A 20,496-nucleotide genomic window follows, 5' to 3' on the forward strand; every position below is an offset into this window, starting at 1 on the left:
CCGGCGAACTCAACGACCGGGCGCTGGCGCTGCTGGTGGAGAAGGGGATTGCCGCCCCGGGAGATCATGTCATCCTGACCCGGGGCGATCACATGAACGCCCACGGTGGGACCAATACCCTTAAGATTCTCGACGTCTCCGAAAAGCACAGCCGGTCCTGATTTTGTATACAGAACGGCTGCGCTTCTGTGGTCAGGGAGGGGGAAACGTGCGAAGGTAAGCCCATGAATGAGGTGAGAGGGCAGACCCATGAGTACCACCTGGCAGGATGAGGTTGCCGCTGAAACTCGGGCCGGCGGGCGCATCAGCGATCGTTTCATTGTCGACAAGGTGCGCGCGGCGGTGCTTGCCCAGCGCCTGCCACCGGGTACACGCCTGCCCGAGGTGGCGCTGGGCGATATCTTTGGCGTCAGTCGCTCGGTGGTACGCAAGGCGCTGACTCGGCTGGCGGCCGATCACGTCGTGAGTCAGCAGCCCAACCAGGTGGCTCGGGTGCGGGCGCCAAGCATCGAGGAGACCCGCGAGACCTTTGCTGCGCGGCGTCTGGTCGAGGGAGAAGTGGCAGCGCTACTGGCGGGGCGCCTCGACGACGCGCTGCTGGCGACCATTGCCTCTCGCGTCGAGCGTGAAGCCGAGGCCCATGGCCGCGGTGACGAGGCGGCCCGCATCGAGCATTCGCTGGCGATTCACCACCTGCTCGCCGAGCATTCGCCCAATCGAGTGCTCGGGGCCATGCTTACCGACCTGATCATGCGCACCTCCATCGTCATAGCGCTGTACAAGCGAGCCGGCCTGTCGAGCTGCTACCTGGCCGAGGATCACCCCGCCTTGCTTAACTACTTGCGTGAAGGCGACGGCGAGGCCGCGCGGCGTTGCGTCCACGACCATCTTCAGGCGCTCGAGGAATTGCTCGACCTCAGCACGCGGGAGACGCGTATCGACCTGATGGCCATTCTCGGCCAGCGCGAGAGCGTCGCCCCCTGATCGGTTGGGCATGCCAAGGGGGTACTCCTCTTGGCGCCTTTACCGGCTGTTGCTGCTGCATGACAATGCGGTCACGTCATCTTCAGCTGCTGGAATCGTTTCGATGAAATCACTTCTTCGCTGGACGTTGGCCGCCTGGCTAGTCGTTGCAATGCCGGTACAGGCCGATGTGCCCACCGTGGCGGCAGCCTCCGATCTGCAGTTCGCTCTGACCGAAGCTGCCCAGCGCTTCGAAGCCGATACCGGCCACCAGATTCGCCTCAACTTCGGCTCCTCGGGCAATTTCCGTCGACAGATATCCCAGGGCGCCCCTTTCGAGCTCTATCTTTCGGCCGATGAGGCCTATGTTCTGGCCCTGCATGAAGAGGGGCTGACCGAGGATGAGGGGGTCGTCTACGCTATCGGGCGACTGGCCTGGCTGCAGCGGGCCGGACGCGACGGCATGCCAAACGAGGACGACCCGCTGGCTGGGGTGCGTGATGCGCTCGAGGCCCAGGGACGAGGTGAGGGGCGGCCGCGCATTGCGCTGGCCAATCCCGAGCACGCGCCCTACGGGGTGGCGGCGCGCCAAGCGCTGGAGCAGGCGGAGCTGTGGGATGCCACGGCCGCGCTGCGCATCCTCGGAGAGAATGTCTCCCAGGCGGCGCAGTTTGCCCTGTCCGACGATGCCAGAGGCGGCCTCGTCGCCTGGTCACTGGCGTTGGCGCCGCAGCTGGCCGAGCGCAGCCAATACGTGCTGATACCCGAGGCGTGGCATGACCCGCTGGTGCAGCGCATGGCGCTGATCAAGGGGGCCGGTGAAACAGCCCGGGCTTTCTACGCCTGGTTGCAGGAGGATGAGGCCCGCACGATCCTGTCGCGCTACGGCTTCCGCCTGCCCGAGGAGGCCGCCGATCGTCTCGATGCAGAGAGCGAGGCGCGTTGATGGATTGGACGGCACTGTCGGTTTCGCTGCAGCTGGCGGTACTGACCTGCCTGTTTCTCCTGCCCGTGGGGCTGTGGGTGGGCCGCACCCTGGCTCATGCGCACTTCCGCGGCAAACCGCTGTGCGAGGCCCTGATCGCGCTGCCGCTGGTGATGCCGCCTACGGTGTTGGGCTTTTATCTGATGATCAGCTTCGGGCGTGATGCGCCGTTCGGCGCTTTCTGGCATCGCCTTACCGGCGAGGGGCTGAATTTCACCTTTACCGGGATTCTACTCGCCTCGCTGGTGGCCAACCTGCCGTTCGCGGTGCAGCCGATCCAGCGCGCCTTCGAAGGGATACCGGCAAACCTGCGCGAAGCGGCCTGGTGCAGCGGCCTCTCTCCCTGGCAGACCTTTCTGCGCATCGAGCTGCCGCTGGTATGGCCCGGCGTGATTTCGGCACTGGCACTGACCTTCGCCCACACGCTGGGTGAGTTCGGTGTGATTCTGATGGTGGGCGGCGCCATCGACGGCGAGACCCGTACGCTGGCCATCGCCATCTACGATCGCGTGCAGGCCTTCGACGAACGCGGCGCCGGCATCATGTCGGCGATGCTGCTGCTGGTCTCCTTCCTGGCCATCGGCGTGGTGTACGGCCTGGCGGGCCGCAGGCGGTGGCGACGTGTCTGAACGCCAAAGTGGAGACGAGCTGCTGCCCACCTCCGGAAGGCTCGAAGTGGCCGTTCATCAGGCCGGCCCCATTCCGCTGGATGCTGACTTCCACTGCGAGGCCGGCGAGCTGCTGGCGCTGGTCGGCCCCTCCGGCAGCGGCAAGACCACGCTGCTGCGGGTCATTGCCGGACTGATGAAACCGCGCACCGGTCGTATCGTCTGCGGCGAGGAAGTCTGGTTCGACGATACGGCGGGTTTCGATCGTCGGCCACAGCAGCGTCGCGTCGGCATGGTGTTCCAGGATTACGCGTTGTTCCCGCACCTTACCGCACGTGACAACGTGCGAGTGGCGTTGGGGCACCTCGAAGCGGCGGAGCGTAACGAACGAGCCGAGCGCTGGCTCGACCGCATGCATCTACAGGGGCTCGGCAATCGCTATCCTTCGCAGCTCTCCGGCGGACAGCGTCAGCGAGTGGCCCTGGCTCGTGCGCTGGCACGCGAGCCCAAGGCGTTGCTGCTCGACGAACCTTTTTCGGCGGTGGACCAGGTGACCCGGCGCCGGCTGCAGCGGGAGCTGGCACGGCTACGCGAGCAGATCCGCATTCCCATCCTGCTGGTCACCCACGATCTCGATGAAGCCGTGGCGCTGGCCGACCGGCTCTGCGTTCTGCAGGGTGGCTCGAGTCTGCAGATGGGCGATGCCGACACCCTTTTTCGCCACCCGGCCAGCGCCGAGGTGGCACGCCTGCTGGATCGTCATAACCTGTTCGAGGGACGCATGGTCGAAAGTCGGGGCGAGCGCAGGCTGCAGTGGGGCTCCCTCACACTCGACGTCGCCCAGGGGCTCGAGCGTCTCACGCCCGGCGAGGCGGTCACCTGGTACGTGCCCGACTCCGACGTGGTCCTCCATCGAGAGGAGCGATCCTCGTGCGGCCCACGCGAGAACCGAGTGAGCGGCCGTATCAGTGAAATGGTCATCATGGGCGGGACGACATCGCTGGCCGTGGTGGTCGACCATGTCGACGAGACCCTGCGCTTCGACGTATCCACCCACGCCGCAAGACGCGGTGGGCTGGTGCGCGGCGGGTGGGTCCGACTCTCGTTGCTGGCGAGCGGCATTCACCTGCTGCCCAAGGAATCCAAGGAGAGGGAAGATGAGTATCTTCGATGAGCTGAGATTCGCCAGTCGCTGGAAGCAGAGTGCCTTTCTGGCGCTGCTGGGTGCAATGCTGCTTCTCTGGCAGTGGCCGGCGGGGGCAGAGGAGAGCGCTACGCTCGAACGTGTTCCACTGGAAATCCACACCGCGAGCGAACGCCACCAGCTGGACGTCGAACTGGCGCGCAGCTCGGCCGAGCGACAGAAAGGGTTGATGGATCGCGACCACCTCCCCGAGAATGCGGGCATGCTTTTTCTCTACCAAGAGGCCCAGTCCCCTCGGGGAGGCTTCTGGATGTATCGCACGCGCCTGCCGCTGGACATCGCCTTCCTCGATGCCGATGGTCGTATTGCTGCCAAGGCCACCATGCAGCCGTGCCCGTCGCGCAACGCCTTCGAATGCCCGGTCACCCTGGCGGGCGTGACTTACTATGCGGCACTGGAAGTCAACGCCGGCTACTTCGAATCCCGCGGCATCGAGGTGGGTGCCTGCGTGAGCTGGCCCGGTCGGCAGGGTGGCGAATGCCGCTCAGCGACCGATTAGGGCACGAAAGCGAATCACGATCAGGGCAACGCCGGCGATTACCATGGCACCCCCGCCCAGCACATGGGCATTGAGCGACTCGCCCAGCAGCACGACACCCAGCAGTACCGCGCCCACCGGTACCAGCAGACTGAGCGGTGCAAGGCGACTCACCGGATGACGGCGAAGCAGGCCGTACCACATGCCGTAGGCAACGATCGACGACATCACCGCGGTGTAGAACACCGCTCCCCAACCGAACCAGCCGGCGTTGGCGATAGCGCTCATCTGGTCGCGCTCGAACCACCAGGAACCGATGCCCACCTGGGGTATGGCGAACAGCGCCACCCAGCCGGCCAGGGCCAGGGGGGCAATATTGGGCCCCTTCTTGATCAACAGCTGCGACACGGCCCAGCCGAAGGCGCTGAACAACAGTAAGGCCATGGGCAGCGGTGAGGGAAGGCTGGGGCCGCCGGCCAATACCAGCACGCCGCCGAAGGAGAGCACCAGTCCCAGGATTCGCTTGGGGCTCAAGCGCTCGCCGAAGAAGACCACGGCCAGCAGGGTGGCGAAGGGCGTGCCCATTTGCACCAGCAGTGCGCCGGTGCCGGCTTCCGCCTGGCCAAGGCCGATGAACAGTAGAGCGAAGTGCAAGGTCCCGAACGTTGCCGAGAGCAGGAGCAGGAAGGGCAGCTGATGGCGGGCCACCGGATGGAAGGGCACCAGCACGGCCGCCACGAGAAGAAAGCGCAGGGTGGTCAGCAACAGTGGCGGAAGCTCCTCGACGCCCAGCTTGATGACGATGATGTTCAGGGCCCAGATCGCCACGATCGAGAGGCCCAGCAGCAGGTCGCGCAGCGGCACGGCAGGTTCCTTGTCGTATTTGCCCAGGCGCGGGCAGGGGGCGAGCACGCGCTTCGTCCGATAGGTTAACGGGCTACCATTCAACGCGCGACATCGTAGAATGTCGAGGCGAGGCAGTGCTCCACCGATGCCCGCCAGAACGATAATCATGGCCGGTCCTCTCGGAACCGGCCCTCGCTGCAAGGACACGTCATGAATTCACCTAGCCGTATCACCCGTATTGCCGCGGCCCTGGCCGGCGCCGCCGTGCTGGCCGCTTCGCTCTCGGCGCAGGCGCGCGAGCTCTCCGTTTCCACCGTGCTATCCGATGCCTTCCCCTGGGGCCAGGCGGCGGAGAAGTGGGCCGAGCTGGTGGAGGAGCGGACCGGTGGCGAGCTCACCCTGCGCGTCTATCCGAACTCCCAACTGGTGGCTGGCGATCAGACACGTGAATTCTCCGCCATGCGCTCGGGTCTGATCGACATGGCCGTGGGCTCGACCATCAACTGGTCGCCCCAAGTGCCGGAGCTCAATCTCTTCTCGCTGCCCTTCTTCATGCCCGACGAGGCGGCAGTGGATGCCGTGACCGGCGGTGAAGCCGGCGAAATGATTTTCGAAGCCATCGAATCCCGTGGCGTCATCCCGCTGGCCTGGGGCGAGAACGGCTTTCGTCAGATTTCCAATTCGCGTGGGCCGATCACCCAGCCGAGCGACCTGAACGGCCTCAAGATTCGCGTGGTGGGCTCGCCGCTGTTCCAGGACACCTTTACCGCACTGGGCGCCGACCCCACTCAGATGAGCTGGACCGATGCCCAGCCGGCATTGACCACCGGTGCCGTGGATGGCCAGGAGAATCCGCTTTCGGTGTTCGACGTGGCGCGTATCGACCAGGTGGGCCAGGAGCACCTGACCCTGTGGAACTACATGAACGATCCGCTGATCTTCGCCGTCAATCAGCGCGTGTGGGACTCTCTCTCCGAAGAGCATCGCGAGATTCTGCGTGAAACCGCCGTCGAAGCCGGCGAATGGGAAATCGCCATGACACGCGAAGAGGAGAGCGAGCGCTTGGCCGCTATCCAGGAGCGTGGCGTTCAGGTCACTGAGCTCAGCGAAGAGCAGCATGGTGCCTTCGTCAATGCCACTCGTAGCGTGCACGACAAGTGGATGCCGCGTATCGGACCGGAGCTGGTCGAAGCCGCTCGGCAGGCCATCGAAGCGCGCTGAGTTCTCTCTCCCGCCTAACCCCGGCTCCGCCTGCGGAGTCGGGTTCGTCGATACGAGGCTTCCATGAAGTTCTCCCCTGATGCCAGGCCCGAGCGTTGGCTGGGCTCGCTGGCGCTGGCGATCATTTCGCTGATCAGCCTGGGCAACGTCATTACCCGCTACGTGACCGGCGGGTCGCTTGCCTTCACCGAGGAGTTTTCGGTGTTCCTGCTGGTGGTATTGACCTTTGCCGGCGCCTCGGTAGCACTGCGGCGCAACGGACACATTCGCATCGGCCTGCTCGAGCGCGCTTTGCCGGCCGGGCCGCGCCGCGCACTGATCCTGTTTCAGGGGCTGTGCGGCGCTGCCGTTCTGGGACTCATCACCTGGTTCGGTGCCAAGCTGACCTGGGAGGAGTACCAGTGGGAGTCGCTGTCACCGGGGCTGGGGCTGCCGCAGTGGTGGTATCTCGCCTGGCTGCCGCTGCTCGCGGCGGCGATGCTGGTGCGACTGGGGCAGCAAACCGTCGACCGCCTGCGCGGGAGGCTCGACGATGAGCCCTGACCTGTGGATGATCCTGGCCTTCGCCGGCCTGTTGATTGCCGGCGTGCCCGTGGCCTTCTCGCTGGCGCTGGCCGGCGCGGTGGGTATTCTGGTAGGGCTTACCCCCGAGATGCTGGCAACCCTTGGCACCAACACTTACAACAGCATCGCCAAGTATCCGCTGATCGCGATTCCGCTGTTCATCATGACCGGCCTGATCTTCGAGCGTGCGGGGGTGGCGCTGCGGCTGGTGCGATTCGCCCAGGCCCTGATCGGTCCGCGCCACGGCGGCCTGGCCCTGGTGGCGGTGCTGGTGTGCATGATCATGGGTGGTATGAGTGGCTCAGGCCCGGCGGATGCCGCGGCGGTAGCCATGGTGATGCTGCCGAGCATGACCAAGGCGGGATATCCCAAACCCTTTTCAGCGACGCTGATCGCCGCTTCCGCCTCCACGGCGATACTGATCCCGCCTTCCGTGGCGCTGATTCTCTACTCCATCGTGGTGCCGGGGGTCGACCTGCGGGCGCTATTCGCCGCCGGGCTTTTCCCCGGTATCCTGGCAGGCCTTGCCCTGCTGGTGCCGGCGCTGCTGGTTTCACGTCGCTACGGCTGGGAGGGCGGAACGCCGGTGGAAGGAGCGGAGCGTCTCAAGGTGGGCGAGACCTTCAAGCAGGCGCTGCCTGCGCTGTTCGCCCCGGTACTGATCCTTGGTGGGCTGCGTTCGGGGCTGTTCACGCCTACCGAGGCAGCCGTGGTTGCCGTGGCTTACGGCGCCCTGGTCGGACTCTTCCTGACTCGTGAGCTGAATCTACGCGACCTGTGGAGCCTGCTCGGCGAAGCTGCGGTCATCTCCGGCGTGGTCATGCTGATCATCGCTTTGGCCGGCATTTTCGCCTGGGCCGGGACGATGCTCGGTACCTTCCGTCACCTGGCGGAGTGGATCATCGGCTTGTCCGACAACGGCGTGATGCTGCTGATCCTGATCATGCTGGCGGTGCTCGTGGCCGGCATGCTGCTCGATGCCATCTCGATCTATCTGATCATGATGCCTATCCTGATACCGGTGATGCAGCATTTCGGTTGGAACCCGGTATGGTTCGGCATTTTGCTGGCGATGAACATTGCCATTGGCCAGTTCACGCCGCCCGTGGCGGTCAACCTGATGGTGACCACCAACATTGCCAGGATTCGGCTGGAGCAGACCGTCGGTTGGGCGCTGCTGTTCGTGCTGGCCATGGCCAGTGCTTTGGCGTTGGTGGCGATCTTCCCTGAAATTGCGCTGTGGCTGCCGCGTACGCTGGGTTACAACGTCTAGCCAGCACATTTTTTCCTGCGCGGGTAACGTCGTCGCCTGGCGTATCGGTCAGTACGCAGCGCCGCCCTTCGGCGTCAGAGCCGCAGGGCGACGTCTTGCGTTTCGCGACGGTAGAGAGATGGCATTTACATGGGCTATGCAATTTAGGAATTAACGTACAATTAACGTAAATTCCTACTAGAATTAGGCCAGTTGAAAAAGACCACATGACGACGTTTTTTTCGCTAAAGTAGGTGCGAGCGGTAGCAACCGTCAGCCGAGAGCTCGTTGGGCCTTGGCGACTCAGGGATCTTGCTTTCAGCCAAGACAGCTAGCCAATAACGTCTAAAAGAGGTGTGTTAATGAAACGCCATGCTTTTTCCGCAGCCGCTTTCTCCGGCGCCCTGCTGGGTGCCGCCATGTTCTCTGCCCCGGCCGTGGCACAGGATCGCTTCATCACCATCGGTACCGGCGGCCAGACCGGTGTCTATTACGTTGTGGGTCAGTCTGTCTGTCGTATGGTGAATCGCGGCAGCGACGAGCACAACGTTCGTTGTAACGCGCCTTCGACCGGTGGCTCGGTGGCCAACGTCAACGGCATGAAGAGCGGTGAGCTCGACATGGGTGTCGTGCAGTCCGACGTCCAGTATCGCGCTTATCACGGTGAGGCCAACTTCGAATCCGATGGCGCGTGGGAAGACATGCGTGCCGTCTTCACCATGCACGGTGAGCCGCTGACCGTCGTGGCCCGTGCCGATTCCGGCATCGAGCACTTCTCCGATTTCCCCGGCAAGCGCGTCAACATCGGTAACCCGGGCTCCGGCCAGCGCAACACCATGAACGTGGTAATGGAAGCCATGGGTTGGGATACCAACACCTTCTCGCTGGCCTCCCAGTTGGATGCTGCCGAGCAGGCTGCGGCGCTCTCCGATAACAATATCGATGCCATGGTTTACGTGGTGGGCCACCCCAACGGCTCCATTCAGGAAGCCACCACCACCATCGACGCCCGCATCGTTCCCGTTACCGGCGATGAAATCGATGCCCTGATCGAAGAGTACCCCTACTACACCCGTTCGGTGATCCCCGGCGGCCTCTATCGTGGCAATGACGAGGACGTCGACACCTTCGGTGTAGCGGCAACCTTCGTCACCTCCACGGCAGTGGATGAAGAAGTCGTTTACGAAACCGTCAAGGCGGTATTCGAGAACTTCGACCGCTTCAAGCGTCTGCATCCGGCCTTCGAGAACCTCAATGAAGAGGATATGATCTCCGACGGTCTGACCGCGCCGCTGCACGACGGTGCCGCTCGCTACTATCGTGAGCGTGGTTGGATCGAGTAAGCGGTTAAGTAGGGGGAATTAACACTCCCTCTGGTGAGATGCGCGGACCCTGGAGGTCCGCGCATCTGTTTGCATAAGCCGCTGGCGCATCGAGCTTCGGCTATCCCCTGAGAGTCAAGCCATGGGGCACGGGAATGACTGACGAAAAGACCCATCAAAGCAAAGCCGAGGTCGACCTCGAGGATATGGTCGCCTCGAGCGATACCGGGGCGCGCAAGCCTCTGGGGGCTTCTGGCAAACTACTGGTCGGCGTCGCCGCCGCCTGGTCGCTGTTTCAGCTCTGGATCGCATCGCCGCTACCCTATATCTTCCGCATCGGCGTGTTCAACGCCACTGAAGCGCGTTCGATTCACCTGGCCTTCGCCATGTTTCTGGCCTTCATGGCGTATCCGGCGCTCAAGCGCTCACCCCGCGACCGCATCCCGCTGCAGGACTGGGTGCTGGCGCTGGTGGGCGCCTTCTGTGCCGCTTACATCTTCATCTTCTATGCCGAGCTCTCCGACCGCCCCGGCTCACCGATTCTTCAGGATGTGATCGTGGGTGTGGTAGGTATCGTGGTACTGCTCGAGGCGACACGGCGTGCGCTGGGTCCGCCGCTGATGATCGTGGCCGCGCTCTTCATCCTCTATTCGCTGTTCGGACCGCACATGCCCGGCATTCTGGCCCACCGTGGGGTCAGTCTATACGGTCTGGTCAACCATCAATGGCTGACGGCCCAGGGTGTGTTCGGTATCGCCCTGGGGGTCTCGACCAGCTTCGTCTTCCTGTTCGTACTGTTCGGCGCTCTGCTCGACAAGGCCGGGGCAGGCAACTATTTCATCAAGGTCGCCTTCTCGATGCTTGGTCACTACAAGGGCGGGCCGGCCAAGGCTGCCGTGGTGGCCTCCGGTATGACGGGCCTTATCTCCGGCTCTTCCATTGCCAACACCGTGACCACCGGCACCTTCACCATTCCCATGATGAAGCGAGTCGGTTTTTCCTCCGAGAAGGCCGGTGCAGTCGAGGTATCGTCCTCGGTCAACGGGCAGATCATGCCACCCGTAATGGGGGCGGCGGCGTTCTTGATGGTGGAGTACGTGGGTATCTCCTACGTCGAGGTCATCCGGCACGCCTTCCTGCCGGCCGTCATCTCGTACATCGCACTCATCTATATCGTCCACCTCGAGGCACTCAAGGCCGACATGCAGGGCCTGCCTTCGAGCAACCCGGTACGGCCGTTCCTGCACAAGGCAATAGGTTTTCTCACCGGGCTGATCCTGCTGATGGCGCTGTCGTTTGCCGTCTACTATGGCCTTGGCTGGCTCAAGCCGGTGCTGGGCGATGCCACGCCCTGGGTCGTCGGGGTGGGGCTGGCCGCGGTGTACGTGGGTCTGCTCAAGCTCGGCTCCTATTACCCTGAGCTCGAACTCGACGATCCGACTTCCAGGGTGGTGAAGCTGCCCCAGACAAAGCCGACCGTGATGGTGGGGCTGCACTACATCCTGCCGGTGGTCGTGCTGGTCTGGTGCCTCATGGTGGAGCGGCTGTCGCCGGGCCTGTCGGCGTTCTGGGCTACGGTATTCATGATCTTCATCATGATCACCCAGCGCCCCATCACTGCCTTCTTCCGGGGGCGCAGTCGTATCGTCGCCGACATCAAGGAAGGCTTCCTCGATCTTTGGGATGGTCTGGTGGCCGGTGCTCGCAACATGATCGGCATCGGTATCGCCACTGCCACGGCGGGCATCGTGGTGGGAGCCGTTTCTCAGACCGGGGTTGGGCTGGTGCTGGCCGATGTGGTCGAGATACTGGCCATGGGCAACCTCATGCTGATACTGCTGCTTACCGCGGTTCTCAGCCTGATCCTCGGCATGGGGCTACCCACTACCGCCAACTACATCGTGGTCTCGGCCCTGATGGCGCCGGTAATCGTAATGCTGGGGCAGCAGAACGGCCTGATCGTGCCTCTGATCGCGGTGCACCTGTTCGTCTTCTACTTCGGCATCATGGCCGACGTGACGCCCCCGGTGGGGCTGGCATCGTTTGCGGCGGCGGCAGTGTCCGGCGGCGATCCGCTGCGCACCGGTTTTCAGGCCTTCTACTACAGCCTGCGCACGGCAGCGCTGCCGTTCCTGTTCATCTTCAATACCGACCTGCTGTTGATCGAGGTCGGCTGGCTGCAGGGCATCGTGATATTCATCATCGCGACCATCGCCATGCTGATATTCGCTGCCGGTACCCAGGGCTACATGCTGGTACGCAGCCGCTGGTACGAGTCCATCCTGCTGCTGCTGGTGGCCTTCACGCTGTTCCGGCCCGGCTACTGGATGGATCGGATTCACGATCCTTATCAATCGATCCCGCCGGCCGAGTTCGCACAGGCCCTCGGCGAAGTGGAAGATGGCAGCCAGCTGCGCGTGCAGATCGCCGGCGAGGACGCCTTCGGCGATCCCATGACCACCTACCTGCTGGTGCCGGTGCCGCGCGGCGATACGGCCGAAGAGCGCATGGAGCGGCTGGGCATGGAGCTGTGGGTCGATGGCGATCAGGCCACGGTCGACTTCGTCGAGTTCGGTAGCCTGGCGGCGGATATCGGCTTCGACTTCGACCAGGAGATCATCGAGGTGCTGGCTCCGGTGGATCGCTGGGCCAAGGAGTGGATGTGGATACCCGGCTTCCTGCTATTCGGTGTGGTGGTGTTGCTGCAGCGTCGGCGCAAGCTTCAGCAGCCGTCGTCGACCGCTCACGCCTGAGGAGGGAACAACATGTACAACAAGATTCTGTTGTCAGTGGACCTTAACGAAGCCTCGTCCTGGGCCAAGGCACTGCCTACGGCAGTGACCCTGTGCCGGACCTTCGGGGCCTCGCTGCACGTGGTTACGGTATTGCCGGACTACCACATGCCGCTGGTGGGCTCCTACTTCCCGCGCGACTTTGCCAAGAAGGCGCACGATGCGGTGTCCCAGGCGCAGCATCGCTTCATCGAGGAGAATGTACCCGATGACATCAAGGTCCAGTCGGTGATCGTCGACGGCTCGCCCTGGGAGGCGATCGTCAAGACGGCCAAGAAACTCGACGCCGACCTGATCGTGATGGCGTCCCATAACAAGCGCAAGTTCGCCGATTACGTGCTCGGGCCCAACGCCGAGCATGTGGTTCATCATTCCAAGATGTCGGTGATGATCGTGCGTTGAGTGCTGATGTGCTCGCAAGCAAACGACCCGGCCTTGGCCGGGTCGTTTGCTTTCAGGGAGCCGTGCTGGGCACGTTCAGGTGAGGTCCAGCTCGGTGACTTGACGCGCCGTTTCGCCGGAGTCGTCCTGCCAGGTGAATTCCGCTTCGCCGCTCTCCTGCGGCGCCAGGAAGAAGCGCAGATAAGGGTTGGCCGAGATCGACTGGTGCAGCTCGGCCTCGAACACGACATCGCCATTCATCGAAACGAGGAAACGTTCGATGATGTGGCGTGGCAGAATTTCACCGTCGTCGCCCTCACGCAGTCCGGTCTCCATGGGATGATTGATCAGGGTGCGCACCTCTGCAGGCTCTCCTGCCGATAAGCCGGAGGGCACACTGACACGCGCATTGGTGAGGACGTCTGCTGTTTCGCCACCCGCACGAACCAGACAGCCGCTTACGGTAATGCGCACCTCGCGGGAAGTCGCGAAACGCTCGCCTTGCTGGCTAGTGGCGATGGCAATGACTTCCTGGGTTTCGTTGAGACGCACCCGTGTCGAGATCTCCGGCTTGCCGCTGAGCTCGGACAGTCGGAAGGTGGCGATCTCGGGAGACGGATTGGCGTTGGCGAACAGGTCGATACGCTCGATGTAATCGCCTTCGGCGAGTTCGCCGCTGAAGCTAACCGTGAGCGGTACGGCCGAGCCGTCTTCGGAGACGTGCGGAAGGTCAAGGGAGAGCCCTTGAGTATGGGGCTCGCTTTCACCCAGCACGCTCTTGGCGGCTTCCAGCCGTTGCCAGGGCTCGTTGGCCAGCGCCGGCAGGGCCAGGGTGGCCAGGGCGAGGCCGGCAACGGCGGCGACCATGCCACCTCGCAGGCGGCGAGCAAGGGAATGATGGCGACAGCTGACTGACGAATGCATGGGTTCCTCCCGGTTGGATCAATGCTTGGACAGCGCCAGAGGCCCGCGGATTCCCAACAAGGCGCCTCCCACGATACCCGCTATGGCGATGAAGGCGCTCAACGACAGCGTCGAGAAACCCGAGAGCCCCTGGCCGATGGAGCATCCGAGGGACAGGACACCACCGATACCCATCAAGACGCCCCCCAGCATGCTGCGCAGCATATGGGGGGGTGAGTCGAAGCTCTTTAGGTGGAAATCCTTCCGCAATAGCGCCATCGCCAGCGCACCGGCCAGTACCCCGCCCACCACGCTGACACCGAAGCCAAGACGCGTCCCGGTAGATAGCATCAGGTACTGCAACGACTCCCCGATGGGGGCGACGAACGTGAGGCTGGCCAGGCGCACGGGTTCGAAATCATCGAAACCGAGCACCCCGGTGGTGTACCAGCTGAGGGGTATCAGGGCGCCGATCACGAGACCGCCGCCCCAGTCCGTGGGAGAACGGCGAAAGTCAGGGCTGGCGAAGGACCAGACACACAGCGCTCCGCCCAGCAGCAGCGCTGGAAGCCAGCCGGGTAGGCCGACCCACTGCGGTAGGGTAGCGGCGGGTAGTCGCAGCGTGGTGCCACTCTCGAGCCACAGGCGCAGCGGGGCGAGTATGCCGGAAAGTACCATGTAGGCGGCCAGTCCCAGGCAAACCAGCACCACGAAACTGCGCAGGTTGCCGCTGCCGAGCAGCACCAGGGCGCGGGCACCGCAGCCGTTGGCAAGTACCATGCCGTAACCGAACAGCAGGCCACCCAGGGGCAAGGCAAGCCACGAGAAGGTAGGAACCGCGTACAGCGAAGCTGCCAGCGACACCTGGCCCGTTGCGGCCAGACCCTGACTGCCGAGCAGAGCCACGCCCATGGCCAGAGCGAAAGCTCTCAGTTTGCGCCAGTCGCTCAGCGTGGTGGCGTTGACGAGACTGCGCATCAGGCAGAAACCGGAAAGCTGTCCTGTGGCGCCGAAGACCAGGCCGATCGCCAACCCCATCCAAACGACCAGCTCGGTATGGCTCATGGTACGCAGCTCCCAAATCAAGTTTGGCAAGTGGAAAGGGCCACCCGGAGGTGGCCCTTCAGCAAGCTCAGCGGTGGCCGAGTATTATAGCGTCTTGTCGCGGCAGAATTCAGGCCTGGGTGCCCCAGGTGTCCTGGCAGATGGCGTTATACCAGCCGACGGCATATTCCGCTTCCAGCGCCCGAGTGGCGTCGGGGGCATCCATCGGGCTCACGCCGCCTGACCCCTCGACCTCGGCAATCACTCCGTCCTGCACGCGGTAGACGCCGGCCACGGAAATACCATACTCAGGGCCGACCAGGCTGTAGCAGGTGTTGGTCCAGTATGCCTCCGGGGCCGGCCGCGACTCGAGTGAAGCGGCAATCGCCGCCGCCACGACCTTGGCCTGGGCGTTGGCACAGAAGCCCGATTTGGGCATCGGCGCGGCAACGGTGGCATCGCCGATCACGTAGATGTCCTCGACCTGCAGCGACTCGAAGGTATCCGGTTTGACCGGCACCCAGCCGGAATCGTCGGTGACGCCGGCCCGCTCGGCAATCCAGCCGGCCTTCTGCGGCGGGATGACGTTGAGCACATCGGCACGGTGCACGGTACCGAACTCCGTCTCCACTTCGAGACGCTCGGCGTCGACCCGGGTGACGCGGCCGTCGTTGGAAAGACCGACCCATTCGATACGGTCGCCGTAAAGCCGCTCCCAGCCCTCCATGAACAGCCCCTGCTTGGAGAAGTTGTCCTTGGCGTCGAGAATCAGCACCTTCGATTTCGGCTTGTACTGCGACAGGTAGTTGGCCACCAGACTGGCGCGCTCGTAGGGGCCAGGTGGGCAGCGGAAGGGGTTGGCCGGGGCGACCATGACGAAGGTGCCGCCGTCGTCCATCGCTTCCAGCTGAGCGCGAAGTATTTCCGTCTGGCTGCCGGCCTTCCACGCATGGGGCGCCTTTTCGGCTGCCTCCTCGTCGTAGCCTTCCAGCGCATTCCAGCGGATGTCGATGCCGGGAGAAAGCACCAGTCGGTCGTACTCCAGGTCGCTACCGGTGGAGAGACGTACCGTATGTGCCGCGGCATCGACCTCCTCGGCCGTGGCATGGATCACCCGCACGCCATAGCGGTCCTTCAACTCGTCGTAGCCGTGGGCGATGGCATCCATGCTGCGCAGACCGCCCAGGTGCAGGTTGCTGAAAGGGCAGGTGTAGAAGGTTTCGGCCGGCTCGACCAGGATGACCTCGATCGCCGGATTGGCGCGCTTGAGGTATTTGGCGGCGGTAGCCCCGCCGAAGCCGCCACCTACCACCACGACCTTGCCGGCGTTCTCGCCGCCGATGGCAAAGGGGGCGACGCCACCCACCAGTGGCAACAGCGAAGCGGCGCCAAGGCCTTTGATCAGCTGGCGACGGTTGATGCCGGAACGTTGGAGATGCTTAGTCATGGCGCGCCTCACTCCTGCGGTTCTTGTGCATTGTTCGAATCGTCTTTGTCCACCGGGTCTATGGCGGCAAAATGACCAGCCAGGGCTGCGAGTTCTTCGTCGGTGAACCCTTTGGCAATGCGATCCATGATGGTGACATCGCCCGGCTCGCCATGCTTGAACGCCAACAGGCGGGCTTCCAGCACCGCAGCGGGACGCCCGGCGATGGTCGGCACGCTGCCCACCAGACGGCCATCGGTGCCGTGACAATTGGCGCAACCGCTCGCCATGAGATCGACCTGCTCGGAAGAGAAGGTGGGTTCGGCAAAGCTCGGTGCAGCGACACCCGTGAGCAGCAGTGCGCCCATTACCGGCGCAACCGCCATGCGCAAGGACCGTTTCATCGTCAGGCTCCTGATAGCGTATTTTTTTGTGTCCCAACCAGTAGCTGCATGTTAATGGCAAAAGCGGGACGCAAGAAGGAACACTTCGGCATTCCCTTATGACTGAACAGGCCAATAGATAATGGCCTTATTCCATGAGGAAATGATTGCTGCCTCATTCTCGGCAGAGACACTTAGCAGTACAAGGTGCCATAAAAATAAGGTGGAGAGATTGCCCGTTGCGTTGACAACTTTGCTCAGCAGCCTTGTGCGCGGTCAACTACAGTAGAAGGCATGAAGACAATAAGATGTCATCCGGACCACCCGGCCGGAAAGACGCTCACTGTCCCACCATGGCGACCAACGGGGTAGAACAATGAATGCAGCGACCAAATCCGCCGGACAATCATCCGTTCCCAACGTCAAGATCACCATCAACCCGATTGGCATGGACAGGCCCCGAGCGTGGCTTGCCGCAGGCTTCGAGGATTTTCGCCGGGCCACGGCCGTCAGTCTTGCCTATGGCATGTTCTGGGTCGGCTTGAGTATTGCCGTCACCGCCGGGGCCATCGTTCTCGATCTCTGGCATTGGCTATTGCCGCTGGTAGCAGGCTTCATGTTCCTGGGGCCGCTGGTGGCGGTCGGCTCCTATGGCATCAGTCGAGCTTTGGAGCACGGTCGCGAACCTCACCTCGGTGACGCCTTTGGCGCCTGGCGTCCGCATGCGGGTCAGCTGGCAATGATGGGCGTCATGATGATGATCTTCTTTCTTGCCTGGATTCGCCTGGCCACGCTGCTGTTTGCCTTGTTCTTCGGCTTCGAGGCGCCGGGGCCGGCTGAGCTTTACGCATCTCTGCTGACCACGCCGGAAGGCCTCGGGCTGATCGTGGTGGGTAGCGCAATGGGGGCGGTGCTCGCCTTTGGTGCCTTTGCCATCAGTGTAGTGGCCATTCCTACTCTCATGGACCAGGACCTCACCTTCATGGAAGGGATAGAAGCGAGCGTGCGCACGGTGGCGCGTAACTTCAAGCCGATGCTGCTGTGGGCGGCCATTCTCACCGGCTGCGTTCTGATCGGCGTGATGACGTTCTATATCGGCCTGGCATTGATCCTGCCAGTGCTTGGCCACGCCAGCTGGCATGCGTATGAGGATCTGGTGCGCTGTGAGCCGGTGGAAAAGATCCAGAGCTGAGCCCCCGTACCCGACAGGGGGCAGTGTCCCCTGTCGGTTTTTTTGTCGTGTTTACTACCTGAACTTTTGTTGAGATTCGCGTAGGCTTGGCCGATACCACTGACTGGGACGGTCCACTATGCGTCGATCATGGCCAAGCTGCGCAATGACAACGGTTGCCCTGCTGCTTTCCAGCCTGCCCGCACTCGCCGAGCCGTTGCCGCCCCCTGAAGGCGAGGTATTGCTCAGGGTGACTGGCAATATCGAATATCCCAATGTCGACGGCGAGCTGCATCTCGACTATGAGCAGCTGATGTCCCTTTCACCCCATGTTATCGAGACGACGACACCCTGGACGGAGGGGGTTGGACGCTTCGAGGGGCCACTGTTTCGTGCCGTACTCGAAGCGGCTGGAGCGGAAGGTGAGAGCGTGCGGGTGACGTCCTTGAACGAATATGAAGTCGAGATCCCTCGGTCCGACGTTCAGGACTATGACGTGATACTCGCCATCAAGCGCGACGGCGCCCCCATTGCCGTGCGTGACCTCGGGCCTGTCTTCGTGCTCTATCCCTTCGACGAGCACCCTCAGTTGCTCAACGAAACCATCCGCCACCGCTCTGTCTGGCATGTCGGTGCCATCGATGTGCCGTGACTCTGGTGTTCATAGAGATTCGCTGGCGGAGAATTGACGCGTGCTGCGCTATCCGCTGCGCCTGAAGCTGGGGGCCGTGGCGGCCCTGCTTTTCTTCACCGCTGCCTTGGTGGTGGTCGGGTTGGCCGCCTGGCGCCAGGAAACGCTGCATCGCAGCGTGATTGGCGATGCCGCTTGGCACGCTTACAAGCTGGACCGCGACATCGTCCAGCTGCGCAGCGATCTGGCATTGCAGGTCGGTACCGGCAGGTCGCTCCAGTCCCTTCGTTTACGCTTCGAGCTGATCTACAGCCGCATCAACCTGCTTCACCGTGGTGACATCAGCCAGATATTGCAGCAGGTGCCCATGGCCAGCCGGCTGCTGCCCGACCTCGTGGTACTCATGGATGATATCGATGCCCTGCTCGCAGAGATCGAGGAACTCGATCAGGGAGAACGCTGGGTCCTGTCCGATCGCCTGGAGCGCGTCGGGGGGCTGACCGAGCATCTTATCATTGCCATCAATGGCCACCTTGCCGAATCCGCCACCCGCGACCGGGAAGCGCTGCAGACGCTATATGCGCTGCTGTTGGCGCTGATCATGGCCATGAGTCTTTCCGCCTTGCTGGTCGTGGTGTTTCTGGTGCGAGAAGGGCGAGACAATGCCGAGGCGCGACGATCGCTGGAATCTCTGAGCCGTGAGCTGCAGTCCACCGCGCAGCGAGCTGAGGCCGCCAGCAAGGCGAAATCGGAGTTTCTGGCTACCGTAAGCCACGAGATACGCACGCCTCTCAATGGCGTCATCGGCATGAGCGATCTCATGCTGGATAGACCGCTCGATCCGAAATCGCGAGAGTACGCTCGCACCTTGCATGTCAGTGCGGCGCGCCTGCTGGATCTGATCAACGACATACTCGATTTCTCGAAAATCGAATCGGGCAAGCTGGAACTCGAACGGCGGCCGATTCGTCTGGCAACGCTTATCGGCGAAGCCTGCCGTCTATTCGAGCCGCACGCCCAACTCAAGGGGCTCAAGCTGACGAGCAAGATATCGTCGTCTTTGCCGGAACATGTCCTCGGAGACCCGGCGCGGCTGCGCCAGGTGCTCTTGAACCTGCTCTCCAATGCCATCAAGTTTACCGAGCGGGGTGGAGTATGCGTGGAGGCTACGCTGGGCCGTCAGGGTGGGCTGAACCTTGCGGTTCGCGATACCGGCCCTGGAATCGAGGAGGAAAAGCAGGAGTGGCTGTTCGAGCCTTTTCGTCAGGCTGACGCTTCTACGGCGAGGCGCTATGGCGGCACCGGGCTGGGCCTTTCCATCAGCCGGCGCCTGACGGAAGCGATGGGCGGCACCATCGGTGTCGATAGCCGCCTCGGCCACGGCAGCTACTTCTGGGTCGAGTTGCCCCTGCAAGGCGTGTCCGCTGGCGAGCCTGAGAAAGCTGCTTCCCAGCCTGAGCTGGAGCGGGAGCCGGAGCCCAGCATCGGTGCGAAGGTGATGCTGGTAGAGGACAATCCGGTGAACCAGCAGGTGGCGGTGGCCATGCTCGAACGTCATGGATGCAGTGTCAGCGTGGCCGAGAGTGGTAAGAAAGCGCTGGACATGGCCGGCCGGGACACCTTCGATCTCATTTTCATGGATGTCCAGATGCCCGATATGGATGGTCTGGAAACGACTCAGCATCTCCGCGCGATGGCGGACTGGCGCGCTACGGTGCCTATCATCGCGATGACGGCCGGCGGTCCGGGCGCCGAGCGCGAGCGCTGCCTGGCAGCGGGCATGACGGGGTATCTAGCCAAGCCGCTGCGACGCGCCGACCTGGCGGCGACGCTCAAGCTGGGCCTGGCGGGACGAACCCTGAGCGTTAGTGACCAGGTTATGCCAACGGCAGAAATGCTCGATCAGGAAGTCCTCGTCGAGCTGCAGGAGTCGCTGGGTCTGGCAACGCTTGGCACCCTGTTCGCCGTGCATCGTGAGCAATTACAACAACACGCTGTGAGCCTGAGCGAAGCGTTCGAGTGCGGCGATCTGTCGGCCCTGGCGGACAGGGCACATCGCGTCAAGGGCGAAACGGGAAGCCTCGGCGGGCGTAGATTGGCTGCTACGGCTCGTCGCCTGGAGCTTGCGGCACGCCATGAACAGCATGAGGAAGTGGCCGTCGAACTCAGAGTGCTGCAGGCCAGTATTCCCGTTACCCTCGAGGCGCTGGAAGCCTGGCTCGACCGACGTCAGGGTTGAGCTGGCGCCGTGCCGACATGATGGGGGGCAGGTAAATCCCTTCAGTGCGTTGTGAAGCGCTTCGCGATCGCCCTAAACTGGAG

Annotated in this window: 20 protein-coding genes; 15 read left to right on the forward strand and 5 right to left on the reverse strand. The window is 63.1% G+C overall.

Annotated elements, in window-relative coordinates; translation table 11 throughout:
* The 6 genes from AC2VNO_RS14385 to AC2VNO_RS14410 all read left to right on the forward strand — a co-directional run.
* The coding region (locus AC2VNO_RS14385; protein ID WP_486934797.1) for a pyruvate kinase alpha/beta domain-containing protein at positions 1-161 on the forward strand (161 nt) is incomplete at its 5' end.
* An 88-nt stretch (positions 162-249) separates the two neighbouring features.
* Entirely contained in the window at positions 250-984 is a 735-nt protein-coding gene (locus AC2VNO_RS14390; RefSeq protein ID WP_486934773.1) for a GntR family transcriptional regulator, read from the forward strand.
* A gap of 103 nt (positions 985-1,087) precedes the next feature.
* A complete protein-coding gene (modA, locus tag AC2VNO_RS14395) occupies positions 1,088-1,909 on the forward strand; it encodes a molybdate ABC transporter substrate-binding protein (RefSeq protein ID WP_486934774.1) in 822 nt (273 codons plus the stop codon).
* Positions 1,909-2,577: a molybdate ABC transporter permease subunit gene (modB, locus tag AC2VNO_RS14400; protein ID WP_486934775.1), complete on the forward strand. Its 669-nt coding sequence runs from the start codon at positions 1,909-1,911 to the stop codon at positions 2,575-2,577. Before modA ends, modB begins: the two co-directional genes overlap by 1 nt.
* On the forward strand, positions 2,570-3,730 hold the full coding sequence (locus tag AC2VNO_RS14405; RefSeq protein ID WP_486934776.1) for an ABC transporter ATP-binding protein: 1,161 nt from the start codon (positions 2,570-2,572) through the stop codon (positions 3,728-3,730). Before modB ends, AC2VNO_RS14405 begins: the two co-directional genes overlap by 8 nt.
* Positions 3,714-4,259 carry a DUF192 domain-containing protein gene (locus tag AC2VNO_RS14410; RefSeq protein WP_486934777.1) on the forward strand — a complete coding sequence of 182 codons (546 nt, stop codon included), beginning with the start codon at positions 3,714-3,716 and terminating at the stop codon, positions 4,257-4,259. The genes AC2VNO_RS14405 and AC2VNO_RS14410 overlap by 17 nt, the downstream gene beginning before the upstream one ends.
* Here AC2VNO_RS14410 and AC2VNO_RS14415 read toward each other — a convergent pair.
* Positions 4,245-5,102: a DMT family transporter gene (locus tag AC2VNO_RS14415; RefSeq protein ID WP_486934798.1), complete on the reverse strand. Its 858-nt coding sequence runs from the start codon at positions 5,100-5,102 to the stop codon at positions 4,245-4,247. The genes AC2VNO_RS14410 and AC2VNO_RS14415 overlap by 15 nt on opposite strands.
* Before the next feature lie 192 nt (positions 5,103-5,294).
* Between AC2VNO_RS14415 and AC2VNO_RS14420 the strand changes: the two genes are divergently transcribed.
* The 6 genes from AC2VNO_RS14420 to AC2VNO_RS14445 all read left to right on the forward strand — a co-directional run bounded on the left by AC2VNO_RS14420 (position 5,295) and on the right by AC2VNO_RS14445 (position 12,637).
* Complete coding sequence (locus AC2VNO_RS14420; RefSeq protein WP_486934778.1) at positions 5,295-6,305, forward strand: DctP family TRAP transporter solute-binding subunit; 1,011 nt, start codon at positions 5,295-5,297, stop codon at positions 6,303-6,305.
* Between the two features lie 63 nt (positions 6,306-6,368).
* On the forward strand, positions 6,369-6,848 hold the full coding sequence (locus AC2VNO_RS14425; protein WP_486934779.1) for a TRAP transporter small permease: 480 nt from the start codon (positions 6,369-6,371) through the stop codon (positions 6,846-6,848).
* Positions 6,838-8,142, forward strand: coding sequence for a TRAP transporter large permease (locus AC2VNO_RS14430; protein ID WP_486934780.1), 1,305 nt, complete (start codon positions 6,838-6,840; stop codon positions 8,140-8,142). The genes AC2VNO_RS14425 and AC2VNO_RS14430 overlap by 11 nt, the downstream gene beginning before the upstream one ends.
* Positions 8,143-8,483: 341 nt before the next feature.
* Entirely contained in the window at positions 8,484-9,464 is a 981-nt protein-coding gene (locus AC2VNO_RS14435) for a TAXI family TRAP transporter solute-binding subunit (protein ID WP_486934781.1), read from the forward strand.
* 134 nt (positions 9,465-9,598) lie between these two features.
* On the forward strand, positions 9,599-12,196 hold the full coding sequence (locus AC2VNO_RS14440; RefSeq protein WP_486934782.1) for a TRAP transporter permease: 2,598 nt from the start codon (positions 9,599-9,601) through the stop codon (positions 12,194-12,196).
* A gap of 12 nt (positions 12,197-12,208) precedes the next feature.
* On the forward strand, positions 12,209-12,637 hold the full coding sequence (locus AC2VNO_RS14445) for a universal stress protein (RefSeq protein WP_228576417.1): 429 nt from the start codon (positions 12,209-12,211) through the stop codon (positions 12,635-12,637).
* Positions 12,638-12,712: 75 nt separating this feature from the next.
* Here the strand turns inward: AC2VNO_RS14445 and soxZ are convergent, their stop codons facing one another.
* The 4 genes from soxZ to AC2VNO_RS14465 all read right to left on the reverse strand — a co-directional run bounded on the left by soxZ (position 12,713) and on the right by AC2VNO_RS14465 (position 16,393).
* Positions 12,713-13,540 (reverse strand): thiosulfate oxidation carrier complex protein SoxZ, encoded by an 828-nt coding sequence (gene soxZ / locus AC2VNO_RS14450; protein ID WP_486934783.1) that lies wholly within the window; start codon positions 13,538-13,540, stop codon positions 12,713-12,715.
* An 18-nt stretch (positions 13,541-13,558) separates the two neighbouring features.
* Positions 13,559-14,584 carry a YeeE/YedE family protein gene (locus AC2VNO_RS14455; RefSeq protein WP_486934784.1) on the reverse strand — a complete coding sequence of 342 codons (1,026 nt, stop codon included), beginning with the start codon at positions 14,582-14,584 and terminating at the stop codon, positions 13,559-13,561.
* 109 nt (positions 14,585-14,693) lie between these two features.
* Positions 14,694-16,010 (reverse strand): FCSD flavin-binding domain-containing protein, encoded by a 1,317-nt coding sequence (locus tag AC2VNO_RS14460; protein WP_486934785.1) that lies wholly within the window; start codon positions 16,008-16,010, stop codon positions 14,694-14,696.
* Between the two features lie 8 nt (positions 16,011-16,018).
* Positions 16,019-16,393, reverse strand: coding sequence for a c-type cytochrome (locus AC2VNO_RS14465; RefSeq protein WP_486934786.1), 375 nt, complete (start codon positions 16,391-16,393; stop codon positions 16,019-16,021).
* A gap of 355 nt (positions 16,394-16,748) precedes the next feature.
* Here AC2VNO_RS14465 and AC2VNO_RS14470 point away from each other — a divergent pair, with 355 nt between their 5' ends.
* From AC2VNO_RS14470 to AC2VNO_RS14480, 3 genes are all read left to right on the forward strand, one after another.
* The gene (locus AC2VNO_RS14470) at positions 16,749-17,564 is read left to right on the forward strand and encodes a DUF2189 domain-containing protein (protein ID WP_486934787.1); all 816 of its coding nucleotides are present in this window, start codon (positions 16,749-16,751) and stop codon (positions 17,562-17,564) included.
* Between the two features lie 145 nt (positions 17,565-17,709).
* Positions 17,710-18,195 (forward strand): putative pterin-binding protein, encoded by a 486-nt coding sequence (locus tag AC2VNO_RS14475; RefSeq protein ID WP_486934788.1) that lies wholly within the window; start codon positions 17,710-17,712, stop codon positions 18,193-18,195.
* 40 nt (positions 18,196-18,235) lie between these two features.
* On the forward strand, positions 18,236-20,413 hold the full coding sequence (locus AC2VNO_RS14480) for an ATP-binding protein (RefSeq protein WP_486934789.1): 2,178 nt from the start codon (positions 18,236-18,238) through the stop codon (positions 20,411-20,413).
* Positions 20,414-20,496: the final 83 nt, after the last annotated feature.

The organism is Halomonas sp. TH-94, assembly GCF_057473365.1.